The 12,879-nt window shown below is 70.2% G+C and carries 16 protein-coding genes; 12 read left to right on the forward strand and 4 right to left on the reverse strand.

Annotation, left to right across the window (positions count from 1 at the left end; all coding sequences use genetic code 11):
- Positions 1 to 36: 36 nt before the first annotated feature.
- Positions 37 to 2,094: a DUF6541 family protein gene (locus EAE32_RS05515; protein ID WP_121864408.1), complete on the reverse strand. Its 2,058-nt coding sequence runs from the start codon at positions 2,092 to 2,094 to the stop codon at positions 37 to 39.
- A 177-nt stretch (positions 2,095 to 2,271) separates the two neighbouring features.
- On the opposite strand from EAE32_RS05515, the gene EAE32_RS05520 reads away from it, so the two are divergent.
- From EAE32_RS05520 to EAE32_RS05565, 10 genes are all read left to right on the forward strand, one after another.
- Complete coding sequence (locus tag EAE32_RS05520) at positions 2,272 to 2,916, forward strand: glycosyltransferase family 2 protein (RefSeq protein ID WP_243635592.1); 645 nt, start codon at positions 2,272 to 2,274, stop codon at positions 2,914 to 2,916.
- 12 nt (positions 2,917 to 2,928) lie between these two features.
- The gene (locus tag EAE32_RS05525) at positions 2,929 to 3,414 is read left to right on the forward strand and encodes a DUF2304 domain-containing protein (RefSeq protein ID WP_121864410.1); all 486 of its coding nucleotides are present in this window, start codon (positions 2,929 to 2,931) and stop codon (positions 3,412 to 3,414) included.
- A gap of 235 nt (positions 3,415 to 3,649) precedes the next feature.
- A complete protein-coding gene (locus EAE32_RS05530) occupies positions 3,650 to 5,131 on the forward strand; it encodes a TadA family conjugal transfer-associated ATPase (RefSeq protein WP_243635593.1) in 1,482 nt (493 codons plus the stop codon).
- The gene (locus EAE32_RS05535) at positions 5,128 to 5,985 is read left to right on the forward strand and encodes a type II secretion system F family protein (RefSeq protein WP_121864411.1); all 858 of its coding nucleotides are present in this window, start codon (positions 5,128 to 5,130) and stop codon (positions 5,983 to 5,985) included. Before EAE32_RS05530 ends, EAE32_RS05535 begins: the two co-directional genes overlap by 4 nt.
- Positions 5,982 to 6,926, forward strand: coding sequence for a type II secretion system F family protein (locus EAE32_RS05540; protein WP_121864412.1), 945 nt, complete (start codon positions 5,982 to 5,984; stop codon positions 6,924 to 6,926). The genes EAE32_RS05535 and EAE32_RS05540 overlap by 4 nt, the downstream gene beginning before the upstream one ends.
- 38 nt (positions 6,927 to 6,964) lie before the next feature.
- Positions 6,965 to 7,219 (forward strand): hypothetical protein, encoded by a 255-nt coding sequence (locus EAE32_RS05545; protein WP_121845852.1) that lies wholly within the window; start codon positions 6,965 to 6,967, stop codon positions 7,217 to 7,219.
- A complete protein-coding gene (locus EAE32_RS05550; protein WP_243635594.1) occupies positions 7,191 to 7,601 on the forward strand; it encodes a TadE family protein in 411 nt (136 codons plus the stop codon). The genes EAE32_RS05545 and EAE32_RS05550 overlap by 29 nt, the downstream gene beginning before the upstream one ends.
- Positions 7,579 to 8,037: a hypothetical protein gene (locus tag EAE32_RS05555; protein WP_240625072.1), complete on the forward strand. Its 459-nt coding sequence runs from the start codon at positions 7,579 to 7,581 to the stop codon at positions 8,035 to 8,037. The genes EAE32_RS05550 and EAE32_RS05555 overlap by 23 nt, the downstream gene beginning before the upstream one ends.
- Entirely contained in the window at positions 8,034 to 8,567 is a 534-nt protein-coding gene (locus tag EAE32_RS05560) for a pilus assembly protein TadG-related protein (protein ID WP_243635595.1), read from the forward strand. The genes EAE32_RS05555 and EAE32_RS05560 overlap by 4 nt, the downstream gene beginning before the upstream one ends.
- A gap of 67 nt (positions 8,568 to 8,634) precedes the next feature.
- Positions 8,635 to 8,835 (forward strand): hypothetical protein, encoded by a 201-nt coding sequence (locus EAE32_RS05565; protein ID WP_121864414.1) that lies wholly within the window; start codon positions 8,635 to 8,637, stop codon positions 8,833 to 8,835.
- Between the two features lie 86 nt (positions 8,836 to 8,921).
- On the opposite strand, the gene EAE32_RS11770 is transcribed toward EAE32_RS05565, so the two are convergent.
- Both EAE32_RS11770 and EAE32_RS05570 read right to left on the reverse strand, forming a co-directional pair.
- Complete coding sequence (locus EAE32_RS11770) at positions 8,922 to 9,089, reverse strand: hypothetical protein (protein WP_165860445.1); 168 nt, start codon at positions 9,087 to 9,089, stop codon at positions 8,922 to 8,924.
- Between the two features lie 27 nt (positions 9,090 to 9,116).
- A complete protein-coding gene (locus tag EAE32_RS05570) occupies positions 9,117 to 10,289 on the reverse strand; it encodes a glucose-1-phosphate adenylyltransferase family protein (RefSeq protein WP_121864415.1) in 1,173 nt (390 codons plus the stop codon).
- Between the two features lie 83 nt (positions 10,290 to 10,372).
- On the opposite strand from EAE32_RS05570, the gene prfB reads away from it, so the two are divergent.
- Both prfB and smpB read left to right on the forward strand, forming a co-directional pair.
- Positions 10,373 to 11,491, forward strand: coding sequence for a peptide chain release factor 2 (prfB, locus tag EAE32_RS05575; RefSeq protein ID WP_121845848.1), 1,119 nt, complete (start codon positions 10,373 to 10,375; stop codon positions 11,489 to 11,491).
- Between the two features lie 90 nt (positions 11,492 to 11,581).
- The gene (gene smpB / locus EAE32_RS05580; RefSeq protein ID WP_121845847.1) at positions 11,582 to 12,070 is read left to right on the forward strand and encodes an SsrA-binding protein SmpB; all 489 of its coding nucleotides are present in this window, start codon (positions 11,582 to 11,584) and stop codon (positions 12,068 to 12,070) included.
- A gap of 10 nt (positions 12,071 to 12,080) precedes the next feature.
- On the opposite strand, the gene EAE32_RS12140 is transcribed toward smpB, so the two are convergent.
- Entirely contained in the window at positions 12,081 to 12,875 is a 795-nt protein-coding gene (locus EAE32_RS12140) for an ATP-binding cassette domain-containing protein (RefSeq protein WP_341537794.1), read from the reverse strand.
- Positions 12,876 to 12,879 lie beyond the last annotated feature (4 nt).

Raw genomic sequence — 12,879 nt, forward strand, 5'->3', positions numbered from 1 at the left:
CACCTCTCGCGGCGCCGTCGTTCTACGAGCGCCTGCTCAGTCGCAGCCCACGACCTTGTACAGGACGCTGCCACCCTGCCGGTCGACCTCCTCGTAGTGGTCGCCCGGAACGTCGTGGACGTTCGTGTACGCGGGGAAGTCGTCCCAGTCCGGAGTGTCCGGTATCAGGGCCCGGTCACCGAAGTCGAGGACATAGTCGATTCCCGATTCGTTCACCGCTGGGCACGTCTCGGCCGACTTGGAGGTGTCCCCGAGGTCCCGGGTCACGACGACCTCGGACGGGGAAAGGTGGGTGAAGATGTGGGGGGAGGTCACGTGGCGGTCTGCCACGCTGTAGGCCAGACTCGACCCCGTCCAGGGGTTGACGCCGATGAGGGCGTCCTCGGGAACGCTCTGGTCCACCCGCTTCAGCAGCTCGTACTCGTCCGGGGTGAGTCCGAAGGAATTCGCGTCAATCCGGAAAGCATCCCGCAGGTAGACGTCCATGTGGCGGAACGGCGCCTCCTGGGTGGCCGGAAGCATGAGGACGCACAGCACCACCGCGAGGACCAGTTCGCCGGGTGCCCGCCACCGCATGACCCGATCCGACGCGATGTGCCGGGGGAAGAAGACGTCTGCCACGGAGACGACGAAGATTGCTGTGAGCATCACCCCGGTCATAGGCAGCAGAGCCGCCAGTCGCGAGGAGTCCTCGTACCAGGGTCCGACCAGCCAGGTCCGGAACGGGTCGTCCGGCGCTCCCGTGGCGTAGATGTAGAGGACGAGAGTGCTGACGTGCACCAGTGCGACCCACAGGTACTTGCGACGCCAGATTGCCACGATGAGGCCCAGGAGGGAACCAATGGCGTAGGCCCAGGGGATCTCGTCGCGGCCGTTGGGAGCGAGCAGGACGGCCTGACCCACGGCGGTGGTCAGCCCCGTGCCGGAGGGGCGGTTGTAGTCCGTCTGCAGGACCGACCAGATGACGGCGAAGGCGGCAACGGTCAGCAGAATGACGATGGACCCCAGTAGGAGCTTGCGGTAGTACCGGCCAGCCCTGCTGACGCGCACAAGGGAGGGGTGCGTGAAGTTCTCTGCCGCTCGGCGGACCCGCCACCCGCTCCGGCACACCACCATCAGAGTGGTGGCCACCAGCAGGGTTGCCAAGGCATTGGGCTGGGCAACACCCAGCGCGCCAGGCGTGGCAAGGATCACGATGGTGCGCCGGCCCGCGCCTGCCTCCAGGCGGGGGGTCGCACCCGTGAGGGAAGCCATGACAGCCACGGCCAGGGGAAGGAGGGACAGCGACAAGATGTTCGGCAGCAGGGGGCCGTAGTTCAGCAGCGCGAAGGGGAAGGAGCTGAACGCAGCGGAGCCCACACCCGCCGTGATCAGGGGCAGGGGCCGGAAACCCGTGATCGTTCCCACCGCCGTGACGATCGCGAGGGGCCAGACCACCGCGCACACCACGAGGACGACCGCGTTCGTGACCACGATGACGTCGTCGTGGGTCGTTTGCATGGCGAGGGCACCGAGGCTGTGCCACAGGGACGGGTAGAACGCGAACGACTTGTCCGGGGAGATCATCGTTCCGAGGTTTAAGGACGAAGCGTTGCCCGTCTCGAGGATGAACCGCACGGCATTGAGGTGGAACAGCACGTCGAAGCGCTGGGGGAAGGACTCCGCCCCGGGCATCAAGTCTCGAAGCCGGGTGCTGATGAGGTACCCACCGGTGCCGGCCGACAGGAGCGCAACGAGCAGCCCGTGCCACGGAATGCGGTGTTCCGCGTCCACCGGCTGCCGGTAGACGGCCCGGCAGCGCTGCCGCCACCGGAGCTCGGAGCTTCCGTCGCGTCGTCTTCGCCCGAGCACCATGAGCGCGGCCACCAGCAGCCAGACCACGAGGCACCCCACCAGGACGGTGCCCCAAGTCCAGGGAATGTGTGCGAGACCGAGAATCATGGCCAGGCCGCCGAGCACGGCGGCCGAGCCCAGTGGGGCGAAGAGCAGCGAGCGCGCGCGGGAGAGGCACAGGGCTCTCCACAGTCCGTAGCCGGGGAGGAAAAGTGCAGCTGTGACCCAGAGGATGGAGAACAGACCTATGTTGGGAAGCAAACGATTTTCCTTCGGCAGGGGGAAGCTGGGGAACCTGACGCAGTATATCGCCGGGGTTGGAGCGCGATCCCAGGCAGAGGCAGTCGGAGGATCCGGTGCCGTGGGGTGCGAGCCGAACCCCGGGAGCCCCCAGTCTGCTGTGGAACAATGGGGCGTGTGAGTCGAGCCTGGATAGTGATGCCCGTGTACAACGAGGCCGAAGTGGTGGGCGAGGTCCTGGAGACCCTCCGGGAGACCTTCCCGCACGTGGTGTGCGTGGATGACGGCTCCCGTGACGACTCCGCCCGGATCTGCCGGGACGCCGGGGCGGTGGTGGTCCAGCACCCCATCAACCTGGGGCAGGGGGCGGCGTTGCAGACGGGCTTCGAGTACGCGCTGCAGGACCCGGAGATGGACTGCGTGGTGACCTTCGACTCGGACGGCCAGCACCGCGTGGTCGATGCGTACGACATGGTCCAGCGCATCCGCAGCGGCGAGGCCGAGGTGGTTCTGGGCTCGCGCTTCCTGGACGACCGCACCCAGGTGTCGAAGCTCAAGCGCCTGGTGCTGCGCACCGCGGCGTTCGTGTCCAAGTTCACGAGCGGCATGGACCTCTCGGACGCCCACAACGGGCTGCGGGCCATCAACCGGGACACGCTCGGCAAGCTGCACCTGAAGCAGAACCGCATGGCGCACGCCTCCGAGATCGTGAACCGGTTCGCGGAGATCCAGCCGAAGTGGGTGGAGCACCCCGTGGAGATCATCTACACCGACTATTCGCGCGGCAAGGGCCAGTCCCTGCTCAACGGCGTGAACATCCTGGCCGAACTGTTCGTGAAGTAGCGGGGCACACCTATGACCATCGTGGTTCAGATCGTTCTCATCCTGGCCGTCGCGTACGGCGCGCTCACCCTCGTGCGCGGCGGGGCCAATGCCAAGCACCAGGCCATCCGTCGGCTCGCGGCGGTGGCGTTCTTCTTCTTCGCGGCCGTGTCCATCCTCGTCCCGGACCTCGTCTCCGGCGCCGCCAGGGCGCTCGGCATCGGCCGCGGCACCGATCTCGTGCTCTACGGACTCGTGGTGCTGTTCATGATTTCCCAGTACAGCGCGGCCCAGCATCGTCGCGAGGAACAGGTCAGCATCACCCGCCTGGCACGCCACATCGCGATTTCCGAGGCGGAGAAGCCCTGGGACCCCGACGCCGCCCAGGCGGACTGCGTCTCCGTTCTCACCTTCACCGCGGCCTCACCGACCGTCCGCCCAGCGGACGCACCCTCCTCCGCTCCCGCAGAGGCCGGCCAGGGTGGCGACGCCGCTCGCGGGGGTTCCACGGCGCTCTGACGTCCCGCGCGTCACCGCCCCCGCCATCCCTGCACGTGGAGTGGCGGGGGGCCACTTTCCATGTGGATTCATTCTGCGACCGTGCATGACGTGTCGCCCTGTGGGCATCGGTGCAGGTCAGCGAGGTTGTCCACAGACTGGCCGCCCGACCGTGTCCGGCGCCGTCGATTTCCCCTAGCGTTCCCTCCAGAGATGACCAGCCGGTAGCGGGTTCGGGGGAACCACAGGGGGAGACATGGCCACGGGAGTTGCCGAGGACGCGATCGGGATGATCGAAGCGGACGTGCGCGAGCAGATCCGCCGCAGCGGCGTGGATCCGCTGGTGGAGGTGGGACCCACCCGTCAGCTCGTGGCCGCGGCCGTGGCGGACTACGACGTCCGTTCCGCCCGCACCGGCCTGCCCCGCATCCAGGACCTGGATGCGGCGTGCAAGACGGTCCTGGACCTCGTGGCCGGCTACGGACCGCTCCAGCCGTACCTGGACGATCCGGAGGTGGAGGAGATCTGGATCAACGGGCCAGCCGAGATCTACGTGGCCCGGGGCGGCGAGTCCGAGCTGACGAGTCTGGTGCTCACCGAGTCCCACGTGCGCACCCTCGTGGAGCGGATGCTCAAGTCCTCGGGGCGCAGGCTGGATCTCAGTTCCCCGTTCGTGGACGCCTCACTGCCGGACGGTTCCCGGTTGCACGTGGTCATCCCGGACGTCACCCGCGCGCACTGGGCCGTGAACATCCGCAAGTTCGTGGCCCGCGCCCGGAGGCTGCAGGACCTGGTGGCCCTCGGGTCGCTCACCGTGCAGGCCGCCGAGTTCCTGGCCGCCGCCGTGGACTCCGGTCTCAACATCCTGGTCTCCGGAGCCACACAGGCCGGGAAGACCACCATGCTCAACTGCCTGTGCGCGGCCATCGGCCCGCGGGAACGTGTGGTCACGGTCGAGGAGGTCTTCGAGCTCAAGGTGGCGCTGCGCGACGTCGTCGGCATGCAGTGCCGCCAGGCGAACCTGGAGGGGACGGGCGAGATCCCGCTGCGCCGCCTCGTGAAGGAGGCGCTGCGGATGCGCCCGGACCGGCTCGTGGTGGGGGAGGTGCGCGAGGCCGAGAGCCTGGACATGCTCATCGCGCTGAACGCGGGGCTGCCGGGCATGTGCTCGTTGCACGCCAACTCCGCGCGGGACGCGGTCACGAAGATCTGCACGCTCCCGCTGCTCGCGGGGGAGAACATCAGCAGTGCCTTCGTGCTCCCCACCGTGGCTTCCTGCTTCGACCTCGTGGTGCACTGCCACCGAGGAGCCACGGGACACCGCTACGTGGCGGAGGTCCTGGCCATCGGCAACCGCGTGGAGAACGGTGTCATCGAGACCTACCCGGTCTTCCGCCTGGAGGACGGCACGCTGCGGTGCGTGGCCGCCGAGGTGCCGTCCACGGAGAAGTTCCGCCGCGCCGGTCACGATCCCGCCGAACTCATCCGGCAGGACGGCGCACACGACAATGCCGCCGCAGCGGCCGCACCGGGGCCCCGCGGCACCCCGGCCACGACGGGGTTCCAAGACCGCGAGGCGCCGTCGTCCCCGCGGGCCGATGAGAAGGTGCGGTCGGGCGGGCGCGGAGCCCAATCCTCCCGGAGACGCACGCGGAGCGGACCCTCGGAAGAGCCCCGCGGCCGTCCCGCAGCGCGCACGCGCCCGAGCGGAACCCGCCCGGCGGGGACCGAATCGTGAGCTCGCTGCTCGGGGCGCTGCTGGGCGTCGGGGCGTTCCTGGTGTGGTGGTCCTGCTGGACCCGCCCGGAGACGGGACGCACGCGGCACGCGCGCACCGGACGGTTGCGCACCCTCCTGCTGCAGGCGGACCTGCCGGGGCTGTCCCCGGTGGCGTTCGCGGGACTGAGCCTGCTGCTCGCGACGGTGTGCGGGGTGCTCGTCCTCGCCCTGACATCGGCGGCCGTTTTCGGGCTGTGCGTGTTCCTCGTGGCCCTGTTCATCCCGTGGGGGTTCGTGCGGCACCGTGCCAGGCGGCGCACCGCGGTGCTGCGGGAGGTGTGGCCGGACGTGGTGGACCACCTGCGCTCCGCGATCCGCGCGGGCATGGGTCTGCCGGAGGCGCTCATGCAGCTGCAGTACCGGGGCCCGGAGCCCCTTCGTCCCGCGTTCGCCCGGTTCGCCGCGGACTACCGGGCCAGCGGTCAGCTCCACGGCTCGCTCACCATGCTCAAGCAGCGTCTCGCGGATCCGGTGGCGGACAACATCGTGGAGGCGCTGCGGGTCACCCGTGAGGTGGGCGGCACGGATCTCGGCCGTCTGCTGGGCACGCTCTCCGAGTTCCTGCGGGAGAACGAGCGCACGCGCAGCGAGCTCGAGGCCCGCCAGTCGTGGACCGTCAATGCGGCACGTCTCTCCGTGGCCGCGCCGTGGCTGATCCTCGCCCTCATGGCCACGCAGCCCGCAGCGGTCCAGGCCTACAACACCGTGGCCGGCGCGGTCGTGCTCCTGGGTGGGCTCGCCGTCTCCGTCGTCGCCTACCAGCTGATGCTCCGGCTCGGCGCACTGCCGGAGGAACGGCGGGTGCTGCGATGAACGTGCCCCTCACGTCGACGCTGCTGGGCCTGGTCCTCGCCCTCGGCCTCTGGATGGTCCTGGCCGCGGTCAGAGCCGTCGGAGCCCCCTCCTTCGCGGACCGGATCGCGCCGCAGCTGCGCGCGGCCGAGCTCACGACGGCGCTCGGTGCCCCGTCGCTGTCCTCCCGCCGCGGGCGCGGCAGATCACTCACCGGGGCTGCCGGTCACGCGGTCGTGGAGTGGCTGCTCGAGCGTGCCGCTCCACTGTTCTCCGGCACGGACCTGCTCGCCCGCCGACTGGTGCACAACGGCTCCCGCCAGGACGTCGTGGACTACCGGGCCGAGCAGGTCCTGTGCGCGGTGGGCGGCGCCGTTCTCGGCGTGCTCGCGGGGATCGCGCTGGTGCTGCGCGCGGACGTGAACGTGGCCATCGTGGCCGTCGGCACCGTCCTGGGCGCTGGGGCCGGGGTCTGGGTGCGCAACGACCTGCTCCGGCGCAGCATCCGTCGCCGGGAGAAGCGCATGCTCGCGGAGTTCCCGGCGGTTGCGGAGCTCATGGCGCTCGCGGTGGGAGCGGGGGAGTCCACGGTGGGCGCCCTCGAACGCGTGTGCCGCGTGGCGGAAGGCGAGCTCGCGGGGGAGTTCCGCGCGGTCCTCGCCCAGACACGGGCCGGTTCCGGTCTGACGACGGCGCTGCAGGACTTCTCCGCCAGGACGGACGTCGTGGCCCTGGGGCGTTTCGTGGACGGGATCGTCGTGGCCATCGAGCGCGGTACCCCGCTCGCGGACGTGCTGCGGGCGCAGGCCCAGGACGTCCGCGACCACGACAAGCGTGTGCTGATGGAGGTGGCGGGGAAGAAGGAGATCGCGATGCTCGTCCCCGTGGTGTTCTTCATCCTGCCGCTCAGCGTGGTGTTCGCCGTGTTCCCCGGACTGGCCGTGCTCAACCTCGGGTTCTGAGAGGACCCGCAGACCTCAACACGTCGAAGGAGACGATCATGAAACACCTGGTGCGCTGCCACACGGCCGTGCTGCTCCTGCTGGGGGCGGTCCTCCCTGCCCTGCTGACCCGTCCAGGAGCTGGTGCTCCCAGCCGCGGGGAGGACACTGACCACCCCGACCGCGGGGACGTGCCCGGCTGGGTGATGCTCACGCTGATGTCCGCCGTGCTCGTGGCGGGACTGCTGCTGATCGCGCGCCCGGCACTGGAGGGGCTGTTCCAAGATGCCATCGACCGCGTCTCGGGCCTCTGACCCGCGGGAGCACCCCGACGCCGGCAACGCCGTGGCGGAGTACGTCATGGTGCTGGCGCTGGCCCTCGTGCTGTTCGGGATGATCCTGCAGGTGGGGTTCGCGCTGCACGTGCGCAACACGCTGATCGACGCCGCGGCCTCCGGGGCGCGGTACGCGAGTCTCGCGGACCGCACGGATGCAGACGGGGTGGAGCGGACCCGGGGCATCATCGCGGGAACCGTGGGTGGGACCTACGCCCAGGACGTCACGGTGTCCCGCACGAGTGTGGGCGAGCTCCCGGCGGTCGAGATCCGCGTGGTGGCTCCGCTGCCGGTCGTGGCAACACTGGGTCCGCCTGCGGCGCTGGAGGTGAGCGGACATGCGGTGGACATGGACTCGTGACACCGCGGCGGCGTCCCTGCACGGTGAGGACCCGGACCGGGGGAGCGCGATCGTCGAGTTCATCGGTCTGGGACTGCTGCTGCTCGTCCCGGTGGTCTACCTGGTCGTCACCGTGGCCCGTGTGCAGGCGGGGTCCTTCGCGGTGGTCGCCGCCGCGGAGGAGGCCGGCCAGGCGATCTCGGTGCTCGAGGCCAAGGACCTGAACCGCACGGGGATCCACGAGGTCGCCGCCGTCGCGGCACAGGACCACGGTTTCGAGCCGCGGGACCTGGCGGTCACGGTGGACTGCTCCGACGGCACGTGCGAGGCCCCGGGTGCGGTGGCCCGCGTGCACGCGAGCCTCACGGTGGACCTGCCGGGCATGCCGGGGTTCGTCACGGCGAACGTGGCCACCCTGTCCGCAGACGTCTCCGTCGTGACTGGGAGGTACTCGTGAGGCGCCACGAGCGCTCCGTGGCGGCCGCGTCCGAGGGAGCGGACACCATCAGGGGGAAGAAGGCGCTCGCCGAGCTCCGAGGCGCCAAGGTGGCGGGCGAGGACCCGGACGCGGGGCAGACCACGATCGTGCTGATCGGTTTCGCCCTCGTGACCCTTCTGCTCGTGGTCACCGTGATGGCCGTCACGAGCGTCTACGTGGGACGGCAGCAGCTGCAGTCCCTCGCAGACCGTGCCGCGGGCGCGGCGGCGGACACCTTCACCACCGTGGACCGTTCCGGAACCGGCCCTCCCACCCCCGTGCTCACGAACGACGCCGTGGCCGGGTCCGCCACGAGCTACCTGGGCACCGTGGGTGCCTTCCAGGACGTCAGCGGACTGGCCGTGGGTGCTCCCACCGGATCCGCGGACGGCACCACCGCTCAGGTGACCCTCACGGCCGTGGTGCATCCGCCCGTGGTCAACGTCATCGTGCCCGCGGGAATCCCGATCAGTGCCACGGGGGACGCTCGCGCGGTCATGCGCCGCTGAGGCCCGGCGTCGGCACGACAGTGCCAGGTCCTTGCCATGACGACCTGTCCTCGATAGTTCAGTTGTCATGACACGCAACCCTGCCGTGACCGACACCCGGACCATCCCCGGGCACTCCACCCGAGCGGGAGCGTCCGTGCCCGCCGCAGCCTCCCTCGTCCTGGCTCGCACCGGTCCGGGCCGGTTCGCCGTGGCCCGTGCGCTGCCCGGCCGCGGTGCGGGGAGTGTCCTCGCCTGGCCCGGCGGGCCCGAGCTCCTCGTGCGATAGGCCGGGAGCGGCGTCGCGGGAGGACGACGCCGCTCCCGGCCTGTCGTGGTCCTCTCGCCGGACTACGTGTCCGTGGTTGGCTTGCCTCACCGGCCCCGCACGAGCCGCAGTGCCCGCAGGGCGCCGTGGGCCCAGCGCAGCGGTGGGAAGAGCAGGGCCAGGTGCAGGACCCGGCGGGCGCCCTGGTGGCGGACGGTGCGCCACAGCTCCCGGCGCAGAGCGGGGCCGAGAGTCTGACGGGAGGAGCGGAACATCGGGGATCGGTCCTTTCGAAAGGGGGTTCAGTACTGCTCCCAGTTCCGGGGCAGGGCGGCGGAGGTGTCGAAGGCCTCACGCTGGGCCACGGTCCCGGACCGGTCGATCACGGTCACGTGCTGGGAGGATCCGCGCCGGGAACCGCCGGTGATGTGCGCGCCGGTGTCCGCCACGACGTTGTGGAGCTCCACCCCGGAGCCCACGTGCACGCCGTCCAGGAGCACGCAGTTGCGGACCACGGCCCCGGACTCGACCACCACGTTCTCCCCGACCACCGAATGCTCCACGGTCCCGGCCACGTGCGAGCCGGGAGCCACGAGCGAGCGGGTGACCGCGGCGTCGTCGGCCACGAACGCGGGCAGGAGGGGAGCCTGGCCGCTCCAGATGGGCCAGGCGGGATCGGCCAGGGTGGCACCGTCACCGTCCAGGAGCTGCTGCTGCGCGGTCCAGTAGGACTGGACGGTGCCCAGGTCCATCCAGTAGCCGGTGTGCCGGTGCTCCACCACGGTGTGGTGCTGCATCACGTGGGGGATGAGGTCCTCGCCGTAGTCGCCCAGCTCGCCGTTGCGGGAGTGCAGCTCTGACAGGGAGTCGAGCAGGACGGCCGTGGTGAAGAGGAACATCTCTCCCGCCACCACGTCGCTCTGCGGCTCCTCCGGCTTGTACGCGAAGTCCGTGACGTGGCCGAACTCGTCCGTGCGCACCACGCTGTAGCGGGAGGCGTCCTCGGAAACCTGTGTGGTGACCATGGTGAGGTCCGCCCGCTTGCTGAGGTGGGTGTCGATCACGTCCCGGAAGTCCACGGTGTAGAGGTGGTCCGCGGAGAGCACGAGCACGAGGTCCGGGTCCGCCTCACGGATCAGCTCCGCCTGACGGAAGATGGAGTCCGAGTTGCCGGTGGCGAATCCCTCGCCGTCCGCGCCCTGGTAGGGCGGCAGCACGTGCAGTCCGCCGTGGGAGCGGTCCAGGTCCCACGGCCGCCCGCCGGCCATGTAGAAGTTGAGGTCGTGGGGCAGGTACTGCTGCACCATCCAGACGTCCGTGATGTGCGAGTGCACCAGGTTGGACAGGGAGATGTCGATCAACCGGTAGGTGCCACCCACGGGCAGCGCGGGCTTGACGGTGTGGTCGGTCAGGGGGCCCAGGCGCGATCCCCTCCCTCCGGCGAGGACCAGTGCGAGCACGGTGGGGTGTTCCATCGTCAGTCTCCTTAGTTTGTCCGCGTCGAGGAGAACCCTACCGACTCACGGGGCCCGCGGACCATGACGTAAAGTGGTCTGTCATGGCCTCCATTGACTACGCTGCAGAAATTCGTGCCCTCCGCGCCACCTACGAATCCGTGGCGGCGGTCAGTGATGCGGAGACCCTGCAGAAGGAGATCGCGGAGCTCGAGCAGCAGGCGGTGGCCCCGGACCTGTGGGACAACCCGGACGAGGCCCAGAAGGTCACCTCTCAGCTGTCCCACAAGCAGTCCAAGGTGGACCGGCTGGCCAAGATCGAGTCCCGCATCGACGACCTCGAGGTCATGGTGGAGCTCGCGGAGGACGAGGACGACCAGGAGACCCGGGACGCCGCGGCCGAGGAGCTCGAGTCCATCCGCAAGGCCCTGTCCGAGCTGGAGATCCAGACCCTGCTGGCCGGAGAGTACGACGAGCGCGAGGCCGTGGTCACCATCCGCTCCGGCGCCGGTGGTGTGGACGCCGCGGACTTCGCGGAGATCCTCATGCGCATGTACCTGCGCTGGGCCGAGCGCCACGGCTACCCCACCAAGGTGCTGGACACCTCCTACGCGGAGGAGGCCGGGCTGAAGTCCGCCACGTTCGAGGTCAAGGCCCCGTACGCGTTCGGCACGCTGTCCGTGGAGGCGGGCACGCACCGGCTCGTGCGGATCTCGCCGTTCGACAACCAGGGCCGCCGCCAGACCTCGTTCGCGGCGGTGGAGGTCATCCCGCTCATCGAGTCGGACGACACCGTGGAGATCCCCGAGTCCGAGCTCAAGGTGGACGTGTTCCGCTCGTCCGGGCCCGGCGGCCAGTCCGTCAACACCACGGACTCGGCGGTGCGCATGACGCACGTCCCCACCGGGATCGTGGTCTCCATGCAGAACGAGAAGTCGCAGATCCAGAACCGCGCCGCCGCACTGCGCGTGCTGCAGTCCCGGCTGCTCCTGCTGCGCCAGGAGGAGGCGGACGCCAAGAAGAAGGAGATGGCGGGGGACGTCAAGGCCTCGTGGGGCGACCAGATGCGCTCCTACGTGCTGAACCCCTACCAGATGGTCAAGGACCTGCGCACGAACTACGAGGAGGGCAACCCCTCCTCCGTGTTCGACGGCGGTATCGACAAGTTCATCGACGAAGGCATCCGTTGGCGCGCCGGGGCGCGCCGCGACGACGAAGACTGAGACTCCGCGGCCCATCCCACCGCTCCACGCCGCACGGCGTGACCGGGCGGCGTTGCGGGCGCGTGGAGCAGACGAAGGAAGAACGGGCCGATGGCCAAGAAGAACGCTGACGACGGCCGCCAGATCGTGGCCAACAACAAGAAGGCGCGCCACGACTACGCCATCCTCGACACCTACGAAGCCGGACTGGCGCTCATGGGCACCGAGGTGAAGTCGTTGCGCATGGGCAGAGCGTCCCTGGTGGATGCCTTCTGCCAGTTCGACAACCGCGGTGAGCTCTGGCTGGAGCACGCCCACATCCCGGAGTACCTGCAGGGCTCGTGGACGAACCACTCGGCCCGGCGCCGCCGCAAGCTGCTGCTGCACCGCGCCGAGCTGGACAAGATCGCGGGCAAGACGCGCGAGGCCGGCTACACGATCATCCCGCTGTCCCTGTACTTCGTGCACGGCAAGCGCGTGAAGGTGGAGATCGCGGTGGCACGCGGCAAGCGCGAGTACGACAAGCGCCAGACCCTGCGGGAGAAGCAGGACAACCGCGAGGCTCAGCGCGCCATGCGCTACCGCAACTTGCGCAGCTGACCCGCACCCCTCACCCGGCCGGTGCCTCCAGGTGGAGGTGCCGGCCGTTCCAGCTCCGGCGCAGCCAGCGGTCGTGGGACGCGACGACGACGGTCCCCGGGTACTCGGGCACGGCCGCCTCGAGCTGGGTGGCGAGCACCAGGGAGACGTGGTTGGTGGGCTCGTCCAGCAGCAGCACGTGCGGCGGGTCCGCGAGCAGGACCGCCAGGGCCAGCCGACGCCGCTGTCCCACGCTCAGCTCGCCCACCCTGCGGTTCTCATCCCGCCCCGCGAGCAGTCCGAACGTCCCCAGGGGCACGGCCTCCGCGCGGTCCGCTCCAACGAGGTCCGCGTAGACCCGCGCGGCGCCCCGGCCCGGGTCCGCCCCCGCGAGGGTGTCGTCCTGGCCGAGCATGCCCACGCGCACACCCGGGGCACGGTGCACGGAGCCACCCGTGGGCTCCAGTTCACCGGCGAGCAGCCGCAGCAGGGTGGACTTCCCCGCACCGTTGGGGCCGGTGAGCAGCCACTTCTCCCCGGCGCCCACGCTCAGGGACACCGGGGCCAGGCGGTGCGCCGCCGCGGCCCGGGATGCCGTGAGCACGGGACCGGAGGCGTGCAGGTGGCGCGCGGCGGCGTCGTCCGCGGCGGTGAGGCCCCGGAAGAACAGCTCCTGCGGGGGCTTGCGCACCTGCTCCTCCTCGAGCGTGGCGAGTCGGGCGCGGGCGTCGTTGACGCGGCGCGAGACCGCGGTGGCGTTGCGGTCCGCGTAGAACTTCTTGGCGGCCCGGGCCTCCGTGCGTGGTCCCCGGTCCGCATGGCCCACGCTC

It is taken from the genome of Kocuria tytonicola, from assembly GCF_003687175.1.
GTDB lineage: Bacteria > Actinomycetota > Actinomycetes > Actinomycetales > Micrococcaceae > Kocuria > Kocuria tytonicola.

Excerpts from the sequence above, each read along its gene's own strand:
- EAE32_RS05520 (WP_243635592.1), top strand. The coding sequence starts at position 2,272 with ATGCCCGTGTACAACGAGGCCGAAGTGGTGGGCGAGGTCCTGGAGACC.
- EAE32_RS05525 (WP_121864410.1), top strand. The coding sequence starts at position 2,929 with ATGACCATCGTGGTTCAGATCGTTCTCATCCTGGCCGTCGCGTACGGC.
- EAE32_RS05530 (WP_243635593.1), top strand. The coding sequence starts at position 3,650 with ATGGCCACGGGAGTTGCCGAGGACGCGATCGGGATGATCGAAGCGGAC.
- EAE32_RS05540 (WP_121864412.1), top strand. The coding sequence starts at position 5,982 with ATGAACGTGCCCCTCACGTCGACGCTGCTGGGCCTGGTCCTCGCCCTC.
- EAE32_RS05545 (WP_121845852.1), top strand. The coding sequence starts at position 6,965 with ATGAAACACCTGGTGCGCTGCCACACGGCCGTGCTGCTCCTGCTGGGG.
- EAE32_RS05550 (WP_243635594.1), top strand. The coding sequence starts at position 7,191 with ATGCCATCGACCGCGTCTCGGGCCTCTGACCCGCGGGAGCACCCCGAC.
- EAE32_RS05555 (WP_240625072.1), top strand. The coding sequence starts at position 7,579 with ATGCGGTGGACATGGACTCGTGACACCGCGGCGGCGTCCCTGCACGGT.
- EAE32_RS05565 (WP_121864414.1), top strand. The coding sequence starts at position 8,635 with ATGACACGCAACCCTGCCGTGACCGACACCCGGACCATCCCCGGGCAC.
- EAE32_RS11770 (WP_165860445.1), bottom strand. The coding sequence starts at position 9,089 with ATGTTCCGCTCCTCCCGTCAGACTCTCGGCCCCGCTCTGCGCCGGGAG.
- EAE32_RS05570 (WP_121864415.1), bottom strand. The coding sequence starts at position 10,289 with ATGGAACACCCCACCGTGCTCGCACTGGTCCTCGCCGGAGGGAGGGGA.
- prfB (WP_121845848.1), top strand. The coding sequence starts at position 10,373 with ATGGCCTCCATTGACTACGCTGCAGAAATTCGTGCCCTCCGCGCCACC.
- smpB (WP_121845847.1), top strand. The coding sequence starts at position 11,582 with ATGGCCAAGAAGAACGCTGACGACGGCCGCCAGATCGTGGCCAACAAC.